Source organism: Paenibacillus xylanexedens (genome assembly GCF_007676705.1).
Taxonomy (GTDB): Bacteria; Bacillota; Bacilli; order Paenibacillales; family Paenibacillaceae; genus Paenibacillus; species Paenibacillus xylanexedens_C.
The window spans coordinates 1,431,344-1,448,452 of the sequence record NZ_VEBF01000002.1 but is presented as its reverse complement, the minus strand read 5'-3'; the positions used below and the strand labels follow the sequence as shown (position 1 = coordinate 1,448,452).

Annotated in this window: 15 protein-coding genes; 12 read left to right on the top strand and 3 right to left on the bottom strand. The window is 47.7% G+C overall.

The genetic code is table 11. The features are described 5' to 3' along the window. Positions 1–3 precede the first annotated feature (3 nt). The 4 genes from FS628_RS16480 to FS628_RS16465 all read left to right on the top strand — a co-directional run bounded on the left by FS628_RS16480 (position 4) and on the right by FS628_RS16465 (position 4,336). Positions 4–1,020: an ABC transporter substrate-binding protein gene (locus FS628_RS16480; protein ID WP_145323526.1), complete on the top strand. Its 1,017-nt coding sequence runs from the start codon at positions 4–6 to the stop codon at positions 1,018–1,020. Beyond that, the gene (locus FS628_RS16475; RefSeq protein WP_145323524.1) at positions 1,021–2,049 is read left to right on the top strand and encodes an NAD(P)/FAD-dependent oxidoreductase; all 1,029 of its coding nucleotides are present in this window, start codon (positions 1,021–1,023) and stop codon (positions 2,047–2,049) included. Between the two features lie 287 nt (positions 2,050–2,336). Continuing rightward, positions 2,337–3,032, top strand: a complete 696-nt coding sequence (locus tag FS628_RS16470; protein ID WP_260871062.1) for a collagen-like protein — start codon at positions 2,337–2,339, stop codon at positions 3,030–3,032. Between the two features lie 533 nt (positions 3,033–3,565). Next, entirely contained in the window at positions 3,566–4,336 is a 771-nt protein-coding gene (locus FS628_RS16465; protein ID WP_145323520.1) for an SDR family NAD(P)-dependent oxidoreductase, read from the top strand. 93 nt (positions 4,337–4,429) lie between these two features. On the opposite strand, the gene FS628_RS16460 is transcribed toward FS628_RS16465, so the two are convergent. Continuing rightward, the gene (locus FS628_RS16460) at positions 4,430–5,074 is read right to left on the bottom strand and encodes a TetR/AcrR family transcriptional regulator (RefSeq protein WP_145323518.1); all 645 of its coding nucleotides are present in this window, start codon (positions 5,072–5,074) and stop codon (positions 4,430–4,432) included. A 167-nt stretch (positions 5,075–5,241) separates the two neighbouring features. Here FS628_RS16460 and FS628_RS16455 point away from each other — a divergent pair, with 167 nt between their 5' ends. The 3 genes from FS628_RS16455 to FS628_RS16445 all read left to right on the top strand — a co-directional run bounded on the left by FS628_RS16455 (position 5,242) and on the right by FS628_RS16445 (position 9,013). After that, positions 5,242–5,784, top strand: coding sequence for a CueP family metal-binding protein (locus FS628_RS16455; protein WP_145323516.1), 543 nt, complete (start codon positions 5,242–5,244; stop codon positions 5,782–5,784). A 182-nt stretch (positions 5,785–5,966) separates the two neighbouring features. After that, complete coding sequence (locus FS628_RS16450; protein ID WP_145323513.1) at positions 5,967–6,968, top strand: ABC transporter substrate-binding protein; 1,002 nt, start codon at positions 5,967–5,969, stop codon at positions 6,966–6,968. Next, the gene (locus FS628_RS16445) at positions 6,965–9,013 is read left to right on the top strand and encodes an iron ABC transporter permease (RefSeq protein ID WP_145323510.1); all 2,049 of its coding nucleotides are present in this window, start codon (positions 6,965–6,967) and stop codon (positions 9,011–9,013) included. Before FS628_RS16450 ends, FS628_RS16445 begins: the two co-directional genes overlap by 4 nt. Positions 9,014–9,211: 198 nt before the next feature. Here the strand turns inward: FS628_RS16445 and FS628_RS16440 are convergent, their stop codons facing one another. Further along, complete coding sequence (locus FS628_RS16440; protein ID WP_145323508.1) at positions 9,212–10,384, bottom strand: aminotransferase class I/II-fold pyridoxal phosphate-dependent enzyme; 1,173 nt, start codon at positions 10,382–10,384, stop codon at positions 9,212–9,214. 165 nt (positions 10,385–10,549) lie between these two features. Between FS628_RS16440 and FS628_RS32705 the strand changes: the two genes are divergently transcribed. Both FS628_RS32705 and FS628_RS32700 read left to right on the top strand, forming a co-directional pair. Then, a complete protein-coding gene (locus FS628_RS32705; protein WP_260871061.1) occupies positions 10,550–10,783 on the top strand; it encodes a hypothetical protein in 234 nt (77 codons plus the stop codon). Between the two features lie 6 nt (positions 10,784–10,789). Then, the gene (locus FS628_RS32700) at positions 10,790–10,966 is read left to right on the top strand and encodes a hypothetical protein (protein WP_260871060.1); all 177 of its coding nucleotides are present in this window, start codon (positions 10,790–10,792) and stop codon (positions 10,964–10,966) included. A 78-nt stretch (positions 10,967–11,044) separates the two neighbouring features. On the opposite strand, the gene FS628_RS16430 is transcribed toward FS628_RS32700, so the two are convergent. Then, the gene (locus FS628_RS16430) at positions 11,045–13,330 is read right to left on the bottom strand and encodes a helix-turn-helix domain-containing protein (RefSeq protein ID WP_222125242.1); all 2,286 of its coding nucleotides are present in this window, start codon (positions 13,328–13,330) and stop codon (positions 11,045–11,047) included. Positions 13,331–13,670: 340 nt separating this feature from the next. Here FS628_RS16430 and FS628_RS16425 point away from each other — a divergent pair, with 340 nt between their 5' ends. The 3 genes from FS628_RS16425 to FS628_RS16415 are packed head-to-tail and all read left to right on the top strand — an operon-like array spanning position 13,671 to position 17,062. Further along, positions 13,671–14,567: an ABC transporter permease gene (locus tag FS628_RS16425; protein ID WP_260871097.1), complete on the top strand. Its 897-nt coding sequence runs from the start codon at positions 13,671–13,673 to the stop codon at positions 14,565–14,567. A gap of 13 nt (positions 14,568–14,580) precedes the next feature. Next, positions 14,581–15,450: a carbohydrate ABC transporter permease gene (locus FS628_RS16420; RefSeq protein WP_260871059.1), complete on the top strand. Its 870-nt coding sequence runs from the start codon at positions 14,581–14,583 to the stop codon at positions 15,448–15,450. Positions 15,451–15,502: 52 nt separating this feature from the next. Beyond that, positions 15,503–17,062: an extracellular solute-binding protein gene (locus FS628_RS16415; RefSeq protein WP_145323504.1), complete on the top strand. Its 1,560-nt coding sequence runs from the start codon at positions 15,503–15,505 to the stop codon at positions 17,060–17,062. The last annotated feature ends 47 nt before the right edge of the window (positions 17,063–17,109 follow it).

Genomic DNA, 17,109 nt, shown 5'->3' with positions numbered 1-17,109 from the left:
ATCATGTCACGAAGATTCAAAGGGTTTGGCATCATGCTGTTGGTAATCAGTGTACTGCTGGCGGCATGTTCCGGTGGAGCCAAAGAAGAAAATACAGCAACTGGAACAACAGAGACGCAGACGGAAGGCGCAGCAGGGACAACGGAAGAAGCAGGGAATGCCAGCGGAACTAAAGTGGTACAGGATCAGTTTGGAGAAGTAACGATTCCTGCCAATCCTCAAAATTTAATTGTGTTCGATTCGATCTATGCCGAGTATCTAATTGAGATGGGTGTTACACCCCAAATCGTGTTGTTAACTCCGGAAGTCGAAGCGGAATACCGTCCTGCTTATTTTAAAGAACACGGAGTTCAGGTCATCGAAGTCGAGCAGTATCAATATAACTATGAGCAATTGCTAGCATTGTCACCGGATATGATCCTTACAGCAGGTGAAGGTATGGAACAGGGCGTATATGACGAGTTGTCCAAAATTGCTCCAACGGTGGCACTGGATGCCAACAGTGAAATGAAGCGTGCTATGCCGAAGCTGGCAGTCATATTCGACAAGACCGAAGAATCTGCCAAAGTACTGGCTGAATTCGACGAGAAAGCAGCACAAGCGAAAGAAAAAATTGCAGCAGCCCTTGGAGACAAGACAGTATTGGTTCTCCGGGTAGAGCACAATCGTTACCGTTTCATGGGTCCCAAAGGAGGAAGCAGCAGTGTTTTCTTCTATGATATCTTGGGCCTGAATAGTCCTGAAGCTATCAAAGACTCTACAGATTGGTTTAGCCAGTTCTCGCTTGAATTCTTGCCTGAGATGAATCCGGATTATATTTTCCTGGAAGACAGAACCCTCGTAGGGTATGACACGAAGAAATCTATGGAAGATCTGAAAGCAAGCCAGGTGTGGGCGAATCTGGAGGCTGTAAAGAATGATCATGTCTTCCCGTTGAAAACGAGTGAATTTGTATCCGGTGTTGGTCCAATTGGTTCTGTGAAGTTAATGGACTACGTTGTTGAAAAGTTGGTGCCATAGATGACTGTAGAGCCTCAACTGGATATTTATGATATTACCATCGTTGGTGGGGGACCTGCTGGAATGTACGCCTCCTTTTATAGTGGCATGAGAGCCATGCGTACCAAAATCATTGAAGCCAAACAGGAACTGGGTGGATTCATGCGTACGTACCCGGAGAAGCTGATCTGGGATGTGGGCGGGGTTGACCCGATTCGATGTGAGCAGTTGATTGAATCACTGGAAAGACAAGCGAGAACGTTCGATCCAACGATTGTATTTGGTCAGGAAATTGCCGAGCTGGAACGACGGGAGGACGGTGTATTTGAACTCATTTCCAAAACAGGCGAACGTCACTACACACGCACAATCCTGTTATGTGCTGGCAGAGGTATGACGCAGGTGCAAAAGCTGGCTATTGAAGGTGCCAACCGATATGAACTTACAAATCTGCACTATACGATAACCGACCTGTCCCGATTTGCCGGAAAGCGTGTTCTGATCTCGGGTGGCGGCGATTCCGCAGTCGATTGGGCGAATGAAATGGGCAAGATAGCCCGTGAAGTCATTGTGGCACACAGACGCCATGAATTTACCGGACACGAGTCGCCAGTTGCTCAGATGAAAGCTCAAGCCAACGTCATGACGCCATATAGCATCTCACGCTTATACGGTGCAGGTGACAAAATAGATCGTGTTGAGCTGGCCCATGTAGAGAATGGTGAGATTACACATGTTGAAGTGGATGAAGTCGTCGTAAGTCATGGGTATGATCGTGATTTTGGCAATCTTGTGCAATGGGGCCTGGCGCGGGAAGATTACGGCGTATCCGTTGATCAGCGCATGCGTACCAACATTCCGGGTATATTCGGAGCAGGTGATTTCATTACCTATGGAAGCAAAGTCAGGCTGATCGCTGGTGCTTTTAACGATGCGGTGCTCGCAGTCAACAGTGCCAAGACGTATCTGGAACCTGCTGCTTCCGATATGGCGGGTGTATCTTCTCACAATGCCCGGTTCTATGAGAAAAACAAAGCCCTTTTGTCATGAAAAGAATCCTGTGTAGAATGTAAACAAGCAAAACCCGTCTAACCACGAGATATTCTCGTACGTTAGACGGGCTTTTTCCGATTTAATGAAATGATTAAAATGCATCAATTTCCCATAATAGGCACTATGATTTTATGAATTATAGTTAATTGTCTATGCACTCCGTGATTGTAGCACATAGTATGTGGAGAAATATCACGGAGGTGAGTTGGTTGTTAAATAGACATGGGAAACGAATTTGTAGACGTAAATTTAAAAAACATTTTCATTGTGGTGTTAAGGTAAAAGTGGTAAAGGTTAAACCTAAAGTTGTTGTTAATGCACCGCAAGGTTCTCCAGGGATTCCTGGCGCACTAGGACCGATAGGTCCCAAGGGGGCGACAGGAGCTCAAGGGATACCGGGGCCGATCGGACTGCAAGGAGTTCCTGGTATACCAGGACCAGTCGGCCCTGCCGGAGCAGTAGGTCCTGTTGGCCCTGCCGGACCAGTAGGTCCTGCTGGCCCTGCTGGAGCAATAGGTCCTGCTGGCCCTGCTGGAGCAATAGGTCCTGCTGGCCCTGCCGGTCCAGCCGGGGCTGGAATATCTGATTTTCTAAGTGTTTTCCGGGCAGATCCCGGCACAGGTACTGACACAGTTCCAGGAAACGCTCCAATAACTTTAACTGGCGTTTTGGCTAATGTTGGAGGTGCATTTACTTTTGTACCGCCATCCTCGACGATAACAATCAATGAAACAGGAAGTTACTTTATCTCTTTCTCCATTCATAATCAGGGCGATGCTGATTTCAACCTTACAGTGAATGGGGTGCCTATTACACCCGTGCCTTTCACGGGTAATGGAGGGGGACCCATATCTGCTGAAGTAATTATTACGGTAACAACAGTACCAACGACGATCCAGCTGGTTAATGCAAATGCAACTCCTGTACAGTTGCATAATAATCTAAATACCACTGTGACCATACTAAAACTGACGCCTTAATTCCAATTTTCAATATAGTTTATGTTCGTAAAATATAAAAGTTTATGTGTTTTATCCAGTAAATAAGTCTATTTATTCAGAAGATAGATGACGGAGGTGGAGAGTGGCGGGACGATGACGCTGAAGGTCATCGCCGCTACTCTCTCCGTTTCCGAAGCCAAGCCCCCAAAGTGGGTAAGAGAATCACGGTGCTAGTAGCTACCGAAGGTATGGGGTCTCTAAGATTACGACCGTCGTTATGTTCAAGCTGGACAAGATACTTAAGCAAGAGGAAGCTCTGGTTAAACTTTTTCGATGATCTTAAAACATTTGCTTATCTGCACTCGTAGTTTGAAAACAAAACCAACATAAGTTGTCCATGTTGTGGATTAACATCTGGGGAATAAACAGATCCATACTCAGCTATCGGTTATCCCACAAAAGCCTGTCTATTTGCTGATTGAAAGAGCTTTCATTTCATCCGTATACTAAAGGTGTTAGCAGGTTGGGTGTCATAATGAGGCATTCATCGTAATAGGAAAGGATGATATGAAATGGGCAGATTAACTGGAAAAGTTGCAATTATAACTGGAGCCGCAAGTGGCATGGGATTGGCAGGTATTCAATTATTTGCAAGAGAAGGAGCCAAGGTAGTGGCTACCGATGTGGCAATCGAAGCTTTGGAGGAACAGGTTAAACAGATTGTAGCTGATGGCGGGGAAGCCATTGCGTTGAAGCTGGATGTGTCCAGTCCAGAGTCATGGAACGCTGTTGTGGAAGAAACCGTATCGAAATACGGAAAAATAGATATTCTGGTCAACAATGCCGGAATTCATATGGCCAAAGGCATTTTGGAAGCTGAGCTAGAGGATTGGGACAAGGTGATGTCCATTAATGGAACAGGTGTATGGCTAGGCATGAAGGCAGTCATTCCTTATATGCAGAAGAATGGACAAGGTTCCATCGTTAATACCTCTTCCATTGCAGCGATTATTGGTGGAATAGCAGATGCCCAGGGCGCGGCTTATAGTGCTTCCAAGGGATCTGTACGTTCACTGACCAAACACGGTGCACAATGGTTTGCCAAAGATAATATTCGTGTGAACTCCGTACATCCGGGTGCTGTATTTACAGGTATGGTGGAGAAAGCAGGCATCAAATCCCAGGTGGAGATGGGGGAGAATTACAAAAATCTTGCACCACTGCCTCCACATGCTGGTGAATCTATGGATATTGCTTATGCCTACCTGTTTTTGGCATCTGATGAATCCAAATTCATTACAGGTGTCGAGCTACCTGTAGATGGTGGCTGGATCAGCAACTAATTAAAATAAATGTTTCGACATACTAAAGAGGTACTGTATCTCAAGCTTCACGGGAGACAGTACCTCTTTTTAAGAACAGATACCACTACAGAGTCATGGCATAACATTACTTGATGGATTCGTTGCAGAATGGAGATTAGACCGATAAATCTCTTGGGATCGGTTCATGCGTGTGAATTCCAATAGTTGTTCTGCCATATAGGAGGCACTGTATTTGAAGTTGCTTTGCACCCAACCCGTAACTAAACCAAGAACGGCATTGGCCTGATAACAGGCGAGAAGTTCCTTATCCAACCGTGGATCAGGCGACAGATCGGTTACATCCTCCAGATACAAGTTCTTAAGTGTTATATAGAGCGTGTCCCTGAAATCCAGTAGCACGTTAGAATTAACCAGTAAAGTATAGAAGGAGGCATGAGCCAGCACATGGTCGAAAATTTGAATGGCTGAGGCGTTAAGGTCCTTAATATCGAAATCTCGGAAATGCTGATAGGGTGCTCGATAGGCTGATTTGAGATCGTCAATCACGTCATTTAACAATTCATTAAACAGGTCTTCCTTGTACACATAATGCTTGTAAAATGTGCTGCGGTTCAGATCGGCGGATTTGACAATATCGGTGATGGTTATGCTGGCTAATGGTTTACGGGACATCCATTCCAGAAGGGCTGTCTTCAGTGCCAGTTTTGATTTGTGTACTCTTCGATCGGTGTCAGATACGGCTGGAGACTTAAGCATGTATACACATCCTCCCTTACTTATCAATGATACAGTGTACAGGCTGTCAGATTACTCATACTACAATACAAAAATGTGAATATATGGTGACTTTGGTGTCGTAAACTGTCCGTAACGATGTGTTCTCCCTTATAATAAACCAAAACGGACGAGGAGATGGACTCCAAATGAAGAAACAAATGTGGATCATTGCAAGTGTTGCAGTTGTGATTGTAATCGGAACCTATCTGTTTGCAAGCAATACGGGCAAGGATGAGGCGGATACAGCCAATGCGCCCAACATCAGAAAATTGGTAGAAGATATCAGCACAGATAAAGAGACACCGGAATCTGCCTCCATCAATGCCAAACAGTTAATTGTCACCGATCAAGATAAAAAGACCACTACATATGATTTGCCTGAAAATGAATTTTTCCTTTCCATTGCGCCTTACGTGGACCAGACCCATCCCTGTGCAATTCATAGCTTGACCGGCTGTCAGGGGGAAATGAGCAACGAGGAGTTCAATGTTACCATTCACGATTCCGAGGGCAACACTTTAATGAAGGATTCCATGATGAAATCGGGTGCAAACGGATTTATGGATCTATGGGTGCCCAGAGATAGAACTTATCTCATTCGTGTAGTTCATGATGGGAAAGTTGCAGAGACCCAATTGTCTACATATGACAACGATGATACGTGCATTACTACAATGCAGCTAAGTTAAATCAGATGTTATCGATCCAAGGGAAGGGGATTGCTGAAGAGCAGTTCCTTTTTCCTGTTATTCGGAGAATCAAGATCACAAGTGACTTTGCATTGACAAAAATCCATTCCTACGGCATAATCCAATAGTGATAATGATAATTGTTATCATATAAATACATATAAACAGGGGAGAATACAGATATGAAAAAAGGATTAAACGGACTGTTGATCATGCTGGCCTTTATGCTGGTTTTGGCGGGATGTGGTAAAGCCAATACTACAACAGATACAAGTCAAGGTACCGATTCGGGTAGTGCTCCGGCTGAGGAGACCGCAGGTCCTGTTACAGTGAAGCATAAACGTGGAGAGCTTCAGCTGGACAAGCCGGCTGAGCGTGTCGTTACACTTGAATGGACGTATACAGAAGATGTCGTTGCCCTGGGAGTTCAACCAGTAGGTAACGCAGATAATGCTAACTATAAACTTTATGTAACATCCGAAGCAGCACTGGATGACAGTGTTACAGACATCGGAACACGCAGTGAGCCGAATCTGGAAGCTATTGCTGCATTGAAGCCAGATCTGATCATTGCTAATGCGGATAATAATACAGCGGTCTACGATCAGCTGAATGCAATTGCACCAACGATTGAATATGATCCGTATGATGGTGACGGCTATGATTATGACAAGATGACAGAGATCTTTAATAACATTGCAACGGCTCTGGGTAAAGAAGACAAAGCAAAAGAAGTTCTTAGTGATCTCGATCAGCACTATGTAGAAGCCAAAGAAAAACTGGCTGCTGCGGGGAAAGAAAACTTCAATTTTGCACTGACACAAGCGTTCACATATCAAAATGCAGCCAGCCTGCGTATGTTTACGGATAACTCTGTTGTTATTGGTACGCTCGACAAGATTGGCTTGGTTAATGATTGGCAGCCGGACAAGATGGAGAGTTATGGCTTCTCTACAGTAGGCATTGAATCTTTATCCGATGTACAGGACAGTAACTTCATTTATATTACACAGCCAGACGATGATGTTTTTGGCGCAGCCATGAAAGATAACTCGGTATGGAACGGATTGAACTTTGTGAAGGAAAAACGCATATATCAACTCGATAGCACAACATGGACATTTGGCGGACCGATCTCCTCCAAAGTATTGGTTGATGGAGTAGTCGAGGCGATTACCAAATGAGTTCGGTTCAAGGATCTAAGCCAGCTATGAATTGGCGCACAATAAGCATATATGGGGGCGGTCTAACCGCTCTCATCGTGCTTTTTTTTGTAAGTCTAATTTATGGAGAGGCATCCATTCCTTTGCATGTCGTTTGGGACGCTCTTACGGGCAAACAGGATACACTAGAGCACAATATGGTCTGGGACTTGCGCATGCCGCGTACAGTCATCGGTATTCTTGCTGGTGGCGCACTGGCTATTGCGGGCGCTTTGCTGCAGACCATTACTCGTAATCCACTGGCTGCTTCAGATACGCTGGGCATTAATGCAGGAGCATACTTTGTAGTGGTACTAGGAGCTATCGCTTTTCCAGGCCTGATAAGCCAGTCGCCTTTTCTCTTCGCAGCTCTAGGTGGTTTGCTGGCAGCATTTGCGGCTTATTTCATGGGCGGCGGACGAACATCAAGCCCGGTTCGACTTGCATTGTCCGGTATGATTGTATCGATGGTGCTTGGTTCATTTACAAGTGCATTACATATTTTTTTCTCCATGGAGACGCAGGGGTTGTTCCTGTGGGGCTCCGGAACACTCGTTCAGAATGACTGGAGCGGTGTGTCCTATGCTTTGCCTTGGGTGATTGGAATTACCCTTCTCGCGTTAATCCTGTCCAGACAGTGGGATATGCTGGAGTTGGATGAATCAACGGCTTCTTCCTTGGGACAAAAGGTTGGATTGGCTCGTGCCGGTGGTTTAATTCTCGCAGTATTGCTAGCTGCTGTGATTGTCAGTGTAATCGGGCCGATAGGCTTCGTGGGTCTGGTTGCACCTCATCTGGTTCGATTGAGCGGAGTACGTTCCAATCGATTACTTTTACCTGGTGTGTTCATATGGGGAGCAGCACTCCTGGTTGGGGCAGACGTCCTCGCCAAGATGGTGCATAACTCCAGCATGGAGCTGCCAACGGGTGCCGTTATGGCGATCATTGGTGCACCGTGGCTCATCTGGCTTGTTCTTACACGCATGAAGGCTTCGAACGGATCAGGCATGTCTACTTCAATGAGCACAGGAGGAGCCGCGCGTCGCTTTGCATTTGGCCCGATGGCTGTATTATTTTCAGTCATAACAGTCGTGCTTATCTTGCTCAGTACGATGTTTGGCGGTATGCGAATTCCTCTGGCCGATTGGTTACCGAGTCTATTCCAATCGGATGGACTGTTCTCCGCGCTGATTCAGCTTCGAATTCCGCGTACACTTGTTGCCGCAGGTGCAGGAGCTGCACTGGCAATCAGTGGTGTACTCATTCAGATGGCGGTACGTAACCCTCTGGCAGATGCTTCAATTGTCGGTGTATCCTCAGGTGCAGGGCTTGGAGCGATGATGGTTATCATCTTATGGCCGGGTCTTCCGATATACTTGCTGCCAATTGCGGCAATCATCGGTGCAGCCATTGCTGCAGTAGTTGTGTTCTCCCTCGCCTGGAAGAAAGGACTGAACCCTTCGGCGGTTGTGTTGTTAGGGATCGCGATGTCTGCCATTGCTGGAGCAGGTATTCAGATTCTGATTGTACGTGGTGCCGTCTACGGTAGCAGCGGGTATATCTGGCTGACGGGAAGCACCTATGCTCGTACCTGGGAACAGGTGAAGGTTATCGGATTATTTTTAGTTATTCTGGTACCTGTGGCTTGGTGGCTGGCGCGTAGATTCGAACTGTTGGTATTCGACGACAATAGTGCATCTGGACTTGGACTGGGTGTACGCCGTACACGATTACTGGCCATGACAGTTGGTGTATTACTTGCAGCAGGTGCTGTTGCTTGTGTAGGAACCGTCGGTTTTATCGGTCTGATTGCACCACATATGGTTCGGTTACTGACGGGGAATAAGTTAAGACGTTCGATGTTTTTATCCGCATTAGCCGGTGCAGTCATGTTGGTGCTGGCCGATACGATCGGCAGAACCGTCATGGCGCCAACAGAGATTCCATCAGGCATACTCATTGCGATTATCGGAACGCCGTACTTCCTGTATCTGATGTATCGTTCCAACTGGCGCAAGTCTGTATAAAGTAAAAGTGAACTTCAAAAATACCACAAATGATTTAGAATAAAAAATCCCGCTTATGCAGCGGGATTTTTAGCGTATATTCTCATTTATATATATATTGGTGGATGAATATCTGGTTGAGGATAATGATCCGGTTTTCGCATGAGAGCAGAAAGAGCACCACTTCCCGAATAAGGAAATGGTGCTTTTTGCTGTCGATTAATTCGGTACCAGTATGCCGCTGTCTTCCACGGATTGAAGTGCCTGTTCCAATTGGTCCCGATCCTGGACCAGCGCGAGCCGGACATATCCTTCACCCGAAGGGCCAAATGCACTTCCAGGCGTCACGATGACGCCCGCCCGGCTGACCAGATCCATGGCGAATTGCTCCGAACTGTCATAATGAGCAGGAATCCGCGTCCAGATAAACATGGTGGCATCAGGCTTCGTTATATCCCATCCGAGTCTGCTGAATCCTTCGCACAGAATGTCCCGACGTTCCTCATAGATTGCCCGTACCCGATCTACGTCACTCTGATCCCCGGTAATGGCGGCAATGGCTGCCTTCTGAATCGGGAGGAACATGCCGTAATCCATGTTGGATTTCAGCTTTTTCAACATGGATACTACAGCTGCATTGCCCATACAAAATCCGATTCGAGCACCAGCGAGCCCATAGGTTTTGGACAGAGAGTTGAATTCTACACCGACGTCCATGGCACCAGGAAAGGCAAGAAAACTTCCGCATGATTTCCCGTCGAACACGAGCTCGCTGTACGCATTGTCATGGAGGACGATGATATCATGTTTTTTGGCAAATGCGATCAGGTCCAGGTAGAACTGCTCCGGTGCCATTGCTGTTGTTGGGTTGTTGGGATAGGAGACCAGCATGAATTTGGCTCTCTGCGCTATATCCTTGGGTATCTCTTCCAGCTGAATGACATAATGATGTTCTTCCTTTTGAGGCATGTAATACAGCTCTGCTCCCGCCAGAAGCGGCCCATCCGCGAAAACCGGATAACAGGGATCCGGAACAAGAACAAGATCGCCTTCATCCACGATGGATAATGAGATATGTGCCAGACCCTCTTGTGAGCCAAGCAGGGAGCATACTTCGGTTTTGGGGTTCAGATCGACCTCGTACCTGCGCTGGTACCACTCACTGACAGCCTTCAGCAGCTCACTCTGGTCAGTGATGGCATACGTATAATTCTGTACATCTGCTGCTGCCTCACATAGAGCCTGAATAATATGTTGCGCTGGCGGGGTGTTGGGTGCGCCTACGCTAAGATCGATGACGCCCAATCCCTGTTCCAGACGTTGTCTCTTAATTTCAGATAATCGAGTAAATATGCCTTCATTAAAATGGTTCATTCGTTTGGCAAATTGCATGCTGCGTATCCTCCAGTCTGTTCAAACGCTTATGTCTATAATAGATGGGCGAGCTGCAAATGAGAAGAGGCGCTGACGAACTCTGTTTATGCAGGTTAAATCGCACTTCTCAAGTCAGTCTTCTTCATTTACAATTACAGGAAAAGCAGATGGAGGGGATCTGAAATGAGTGAACCTTGGGCTGCATCGATGAGCGGCGTTCCTTGGAACGCAGAGAAAATGGACAATGCGGTGAAGCAGCTGCGGAATCGCGCTACCGTTTCTTTTGTAGTCGGAGCAGATGGAATGGAAAATGTAGTGGACTTGGACGAGCGGGTGTTTTCCAAACGACCTGACTTGATTCTGAAAATATCGAATGTAGAAGAAAAGGGGCATTACACGGAAGACTTTTCCGGTTAATTAAAAATGGATTCTCTAATGCAGTTTGATTTCCGCTTTATCGATCACAGCAAAGGCCGTATTGCTGCCATGCGCAGACAAATGACTGATGCGGGGAAAGAGCACCTTCTCTACGAAAATATTCCTGAGGAACAACGGATCCCCTCCATGGCTCATGTGCATCTTTCCAAATTTCTGATGTAGAAAAATAATGAACAAGCCCGCTGTCAGAGCGGGCTTTTGTGTATTTAGAACGACCCAGCCTCTCCTTCTAGCGCTTGATTAGCCATGACCGGAGGAGAGGAACGGGTCATCACCCGCATGACGCTTGCGGTATTCTCCGGGAGTCAGCCCGTATCGACGCTTGAACATGCGGATGAACGAGTTCGCATTTTGATAACCGACCTGCATGGCGATGTCCTGAATCCGCAGATCCACATTTACAAGCAGCTCCTTGGCCCGTTCAACCCGCAGATTATTCAGATACTCGCTGAAGTTGATGTTGGTCTTTTCCTTGAAAATACTGGAGAGGTACCCTGGGGTTAAATTCAACTTGTCGGCGACGATATTCAAATTAATATCTTCCCCATAGTGATGATCCAAATAGTCCAGCACAAAGCTGATGACCGGATCGCGCGTTTCCGACTGACTGCGGACTGCCGCAAGTACTGGTTGAACGAGCTCCCGAAGCCATTGCCTGTACTGCTGCACGGAATGAAAACCCGCAAATGGCTCACCCAGTGGAGAAGGATGAAGGTCAGACCCGATGGGACTCAAATTCAGCTTCATCACGGTTTTGCCGATTTGTTCCACTGCGCCAAGAGCAAAGGTGCGGAAGTCCTCTGCGGCCGCATCCTTGTGCTGCAGTTGTTCCAGCTGGCGATCCACCCAAGCGAAAACGGCCTCCTCATTACCTGATTGCAGAAGATTGTGCAGCTCCTCCCCATAGGTTACCTTCACATGGAAGGCATTGGAGGAGGAAGCGCGCGGCTCTACAATAATCTGCGTTTCCCCATTCAGTCTCCGCTCTTTCAACAGGGTGGACAGATTGCTGTACGCATCGGTAAACGGGATTTCTCCGGAATTTACTGGACTCACTGCGATGGTCAGGTAGAGGGATTCTTCGGTAGCGAGCAATTCCTTCAGTGTATCCAGCGCCTGTAGTATACCGCTCTGCGGACCGGGATCAAACATCAGCAGTAACAGCTGATCCTGCTCGGGCTGAAGGGCAACACTGTTGTTTTGGCTGCTGCTGAACAGACTCTGAATCAGCTTCCATAATAACAGGGTATGCTGCCCGAATTCATCTGGCAGGGATTTGAAGCCAACCTTAAACAAAATGGAGACATAGGGCTGCTCGGGTTGCCGAACATCCTCAAGCTCTGCCAGGTAGGAGCTGAGCGGGATATTTTTCACTTTATGGGTATAAGCATACTGGCGTACAAGAGAGTTCTTCTGCGCAAGATCGCTTTGAATGTAGCGGTTATTCTCCAGAATAGAGCTCAAACGGTCGCCGATCATGGCGAATTCCTTTACACTGCTCAACTTGTCTGGCCCGCTGCCGGAATCTCGGTCAAGAGCGGCAATGAGGCGCTGAAGCGGCTGATTTAATCGCAGGCTGAAAAACAGGGACGAGAGCACGCTGATCAGTACAGCGGCTCCGAGCAGGAGCGCCAGCAGCAGCTGCATGCCGCGTATTTCCGCGCCAATTACCGCGGCCTGGGTTACCTGGACATAGGTAAACCCGGTTTGCTTGCCTTTCTCATAGAAGTAATACTGATCTCCAATGCGTTCATATCTGCCTCCGTCTGCAGGAAGCCGTGGATTTTGCGCGTTCCCTTCTACCGTGGTGAACAGAAGGCGCCCCTCGTTGTCCAGAATGTAGAACGGATTATTATCTGCATCGCCATAAGTGTCCTGCATACGCTGGGGATTCAGCATAACAATGCCGTACACGTCCTCGTAAGGAATAGCTTTCATCATGACCGGCATCAGTTGCCCGAGGGAGCGGGAAGAATGAACGGTGTTTTCCGTAAAAGCTACCGCAGGCATTACTTTGAGGAACTGATTGTTCATGGTTTGAGTTTTCCAGTAGTCCGGTGGATATTCCTTACTGTAATAATATTTGCCGAACATATCGCTGGCACTGCTGAGACCTTCCTTCTCCAGTACATAGTTTTCTTGTTTGAAATAGAGGATGAAATTGTCGATATGCAAAAAAGGATTGGCATACAGGGTGGAGAGGTCCGATTTGACCTCAGCGGGAACATCGTAACGGCGATTCTCCTTAATGTGGCTCAAAATGCCCAGATTGGCTGTCCAGGTGTCCGATTGAGTGAGGGCCAGAATCATGTTCTGGGTCAGCCGAAAGTGATTCTCATACCCTTCGACGGTCTGTGCAAGGCCCAGTTCATTTTGTCTGACCATCTCATGGTAAACTTTGTTGCTCAAGTACAGATGGGAGAACAAATTAAATGAAGCCAAAATCAGGATGACACTGAGGAAGCTCAGCATTAGCTTGGCAAACAGGCCATTCAGCGCGAATTTGCTTGTAAGCAGTCCCTTCATCATGACATTCCCCCTTGGATACAGCCGAGAATCGTTTGGTCTAATCCTATCATAGCGGCATAAAGCTGACACAAACAATATGCACTTTTACTGATTTATACGCGGATATCTGGAAAATAGGTGTATAGGCGAAAAGTTATATAACATGTAGATAGCGCTTTCCTAGGATTAATCGTTATAATTCGGAGACAAACCCGGGAATTTCAGGGGAAGTTATCTAACATTCAAGTCGATTTTCAATCATCACTAATAAAGAGGGGGCATGCTGATGGCTGATGCTGGCTTAATGCAAGACAAACTGCGAAAGATAGTGAACCATCCACCTCGGCGGAAGGCGCGGATGGTCCGAATCTGGAACAAGAACAAGGCGCTATGGCTGCTATTCCTGCCATGCCTCCTGTATTATCTAATCTTCCGCTATGCACCGATGTTCGGGCTGGTCATCACCTTCAAGGATTACAATCTGTTCAAAGGAATTTGGGCCAGTGACTGGGTGGGGTTCAAATATTATCGGATGTTTCTGGAGAATCCCGATTTTTGGCCCCTGATGAAGAATACGTTTCTGCTGGGACTATATAAGCTGGTGTTTGGCTTCCCGGCCCCGATCCTGCTCGCGATTCTGCTGAATGAGGTGCGCAGGGCTGCATTCAAGCGTTTTGTGCAAACGGTTAGTTATCTGCCGCATTTCATCTCGAATGTGATTGTGGTAAGTATGGTAATTATGTTCCTGTCTCCGACCGGAGGACTGATTAACAATCTGCTGGCAGGGATCGGCATTGGACCCATCAATTTTATGAATGAGCCAGGATTGTTTCGTGGCATCTATGTTCTGTCGGAAATCTGGCAGCATATCGGCTGGGAGACCATTATTTATCTCGCCGCACTGACGACCATCGACCCGCAGCTGTATGAGGCCGCTGATATGGACGGAGCAAGCCGATTACGCAAAATCTGGCATGTCACACTGCCCGGTATATCTCCCGCCATCGTCATTACGCTGATTCTGAATATTGGCAAAGTGCTGGAGATTGGTTTCGAGAAGGTGTTCCTGATGCAGAATCCGGCAATCTACGATACGGCGGATATTATTAGCACATATGTCTACAGAGTGGGCATGGTACAGGGGAACTTCAGCTATGGTGCGTCCATTGATTTGTTCATGGGAGTCATCAGTCTGATTTTCATCTATACGGCCAACTGGCTCAGCCGCCGATTAAGTGAGACCAGTCTATGGTAGAAAGAGGTGTGGTGTGAAATCATTCCAATTTTCCTGGTTTAACGTTGTAGCATCCCTGATCCTGCTGCTGGTTGTGGTGGTCACACTCTATCCGTTTCTTCATATGCTGGCCGTCTCCCTCAGCAGCAACGTGAACGTCATTCAAAACAATATTTCCTTCTGGCCCAAGGGCTTCAATCTGAGCATGTATAAACTGGTGCTGGGAGATCCGCAGATCTGGACGGCTTACCGAAATACGATCCTTTACACCGTGCTTGGGACACTGATCTCGCTGGTGGTCACCTCGACGGGAGCCTACGCATTGTCCAGAAAAGACATGGCGCTGCGCAATAGCTTCACCGTACTGATTGTCATTACGATGTTCTTCAGCGGGGGGATGATTCCAACCTTCCTGGTGGTTCGTTCCCTGAATCTGGTGGACACCATCTGGGGAATGGTTCTTCCAGGAGCAGTCAGCACCTGGAACCTGATTCTGATGCGCACGTTTTTCTCGGGCATCCCCAAAGAGCTGGAGGAATCAGGCCGTATGGACGGCCTGAATGATATCGGCATCTTCATTCGGATTGTCGTTCCGCTGTCCAAGGCGTCCTTCGCCACCATAGCCTTGTTCTATGCCGTGGGCATGTGGAATAACTTTATTTTCCCGCTGCTCTATCTAAGGTCTCCCGATTTGTTCCCGCTGCAGGTACTGCTGCGTAATCTGGTGCTTGCCGGCACGGCAAGCTCAGGCGACGTAACGTCCATTGGGGGAGATAACCTGGTGGTGGAGGAATCGCTCAAATATGCAACCATCATGGTCTCCACCCTGCCGATTCTGGTCATCTATCCGTTTGTACAGAAGTATTTCGTTAAGGGAGCCATGGTCGGAGCGGTCAAAGGATAGATTTGGAAAACAAAGCAATTCAACGCAAATTCGGATTAAGGGAGAGAAGCTTATGCGCAAATGGAAATCGGTAATACTTCCCCTGCTGGTTGCAGTAACGATGATAGCGGGGTGCAGTGGAGGCGGCAACGGTTCCGGCTCGCAGACGGATGCGCAGGGGGAGGGCGGCGTAACGGATAACTCCAAGGGAACGGGAAAGACCTTTACGGCGCTGCTGGATAACAATGCCACGTTCCCTTATTCCAAGAGCTGGCCCATTTGGAACTGGCTGAAGGAAAAGACCGGCGTCACGCTTGAAGTACAGACGCCTTCCGGCAAGCTGGAAGAGAGCTTGAATCTGGCGATTGCCTCCAAAACGCTGCCCGATCTGATGTATATGCCCAATCGCAAGGAATCCAACAAGTTTGGACAGCAGGGTGCGCTGGTGGATTTAATGGAGCACATGGACAACATGCCGAATCTTCAAGCATGGATGAAACAATATCCAGAGGAAGCGAAGGCCGCCCTCTCCGCCGATGGCAAGATGTATATGTTCCCCAATCAGGGGTTCGGCGAGACGAACCGCATGATCTGGATGTACCGCAAGGATGTGTTCGACAAGGAAGGCATTCAGGTTCCTACGACCTACGAAGAGCTGCATGCGGCCCTGAAGACGCTGAAAGAGAAATACCCGGACAGCTACCCTCTCTCCATCCGATACGGGCAGATCCCGGATGAGATGAATGCGAATATGACGGTGAACTACGGAACCGGTGAGGGTGCCTACTATGATTTTGACCAGAAAGAATGGCGTTATGGACCGACCGAAGACAACTATAAAACGATGGTGGGGATGTGGAAAAGTTTCTATGACGAAGGATTGGTTCCGCCCGACTTCTTATCGCTGCAAACCAAGCAGTGGCAGGATATGGTCTCTACAGGCAAATCATTCGTGACCATCGATTATATCAGCCGGATTGATTTCTTTAACAATGCCATGCAGCAGGAGAACCCTGAGTACGACATGCAGTTCATGGCACCTCCGGCCGGCATTTCCGGCGGCAAACAGCTAAATCCGTATTTTCATTATATGGAAGGCGGGTTGACGGTGGCTTCCACCTCCAAGAACATTGACGATGTCGTGAAGTACATGGACTTTTTCTATTCCGAGGAAGGGCGCACGCTAAGCAGTTGGGGCATAGAGGGCGAGACCTACGTAAAGGAAGGAGATGCGATCAAGTTCAAGCCGGAGTATAACGATGTCATTGAAATGCGCAAGCAGACGGGACTTCAGACCAGCGGCACCTATACCTGGATTGATTTTAATGCCCATTTGTCGCTGTTCTCGGATGCCCTGAAGCATGCTTATGAAGAAGCAGTGAAGTATGATCCTTCCTCCATGCAGCCAAGACCTGCGTTTACAGAGGCGGAAAATGAAATCATATCCATTACCGGGCAGGCGATCAAAAAGCACCGCGATGAGAGCTTTGCCAAATTCGTGACCGGCTCCCGAAGTCTGGCCGATTGGGAGAAGTATGTAGAGGAGATGAACAATCTTGGCGTAGATCAGCTGCTGAGCACCTATAAGGAAGCGTATGACCGTGTTCTGAATATTCAGTTGAGCGCAAAATAGAGCGAATGTACGGCACAGCAATCCTAGACCATTAGTATAGAATGGCA

What these genes read in the sequence shown, in the direction of transcription:
- FS628_RS16480 (WP_145323526.1), top strand. Translation starts at nt 4, where the DNA reads ATGTCACGAAGATTCAAAGGGTTTGGCATCATGCTGTTGGTAATCAGT.
- FS628_RS16475 (WP_145323524.1), top strand. Translation starts at nt 1,021, where the DNA reads ATGACTGTAGAGCCTCAACTGGATATTTATGATATTACCATCGTTGGT.
- FS628_RS16465 (WP_145323520.1), top strand. Translation starts at nt 3,566, where the DNA reads ATGGGCAGATTAACTGGAAAAGTTGCAATTATAACTGGAGCCGCAAGT.
- FS628_RS16460 (WP_145323518.1), bottom strand. Translation starts at nt 5,074, where the DNA reads ATGCTTAAGTCTCCAGCCGTATCTGACACCGATCGAAGAGTACACAAA.
- FS628_RS16455 (WP_145323516.1), top strand. Translation starts at nt 5,242, where the DNA reads ATGAAGAAACAAATGTGGATCATTGCAAGTGTTGCAGTTGTGATTGTA.
- FS628_RS16450 (WP_145323513.1), top strand. Translation starts at nt 5,967, where the DNA reads ATGAAAAAAGGATTAAACGGACTGTTGATCATGCTGGCCTTTATGCTG.
- FS628_RS16445 (WP_145323510.1), top strand. Translation starts at nt 6,965, where the DNA reads ATGAGTTCGGTTCAAGGATCTAAGCCAGCTATGAATTGGCGCACAATA.
- FS628_RS16440 (WP_145323508.1), bottom strand. Translation starts at nt 10,384, where the DNA reads ATGCAATTTGCCAAACGAATGAACCATTTTAATGAAGGCATATTTACT.
- FS628_RS32705 (WP_260871061.1), top strand. Translation starts at nt 10,550, where the DNA reads ATGAGTGAACCTTGGGCTGCATCGATGAGCGGCGTTCCTTGGAACGCA.
- FS628_RS32700 (WP_260871060.1), top strand. Translation starts at nt 10,790, where the DNA reads ATGGATTCTCTAATGCAGTTTGATTTCCGCTTTATCGATCACAGCAAA.
- FS628_RS16430 (WP_222125242.1), bottom strand. Translation starts at nt 13,330, where the DNA reads ATGAAGGGACTGCTTACAAGCAAATTCGCGCTGAATGGCCTGTTTGCC.
- FS628_RS16425 (WP_260871097.1), top strand. Translation starts at nt 13,671, where the DNA reads ATGGTCCGAATCTGGAACAAGAACAAGGCGCTATGGCTGCTATTCCTG.
- FS628_RS16415 (WP_145323504.1), top strand. Translation starts at nt 15,503, where the DNA reads ATGCGCAAATGGAAATCGGTAATACTTCCCCTGCTGGTTGCAGTAACG.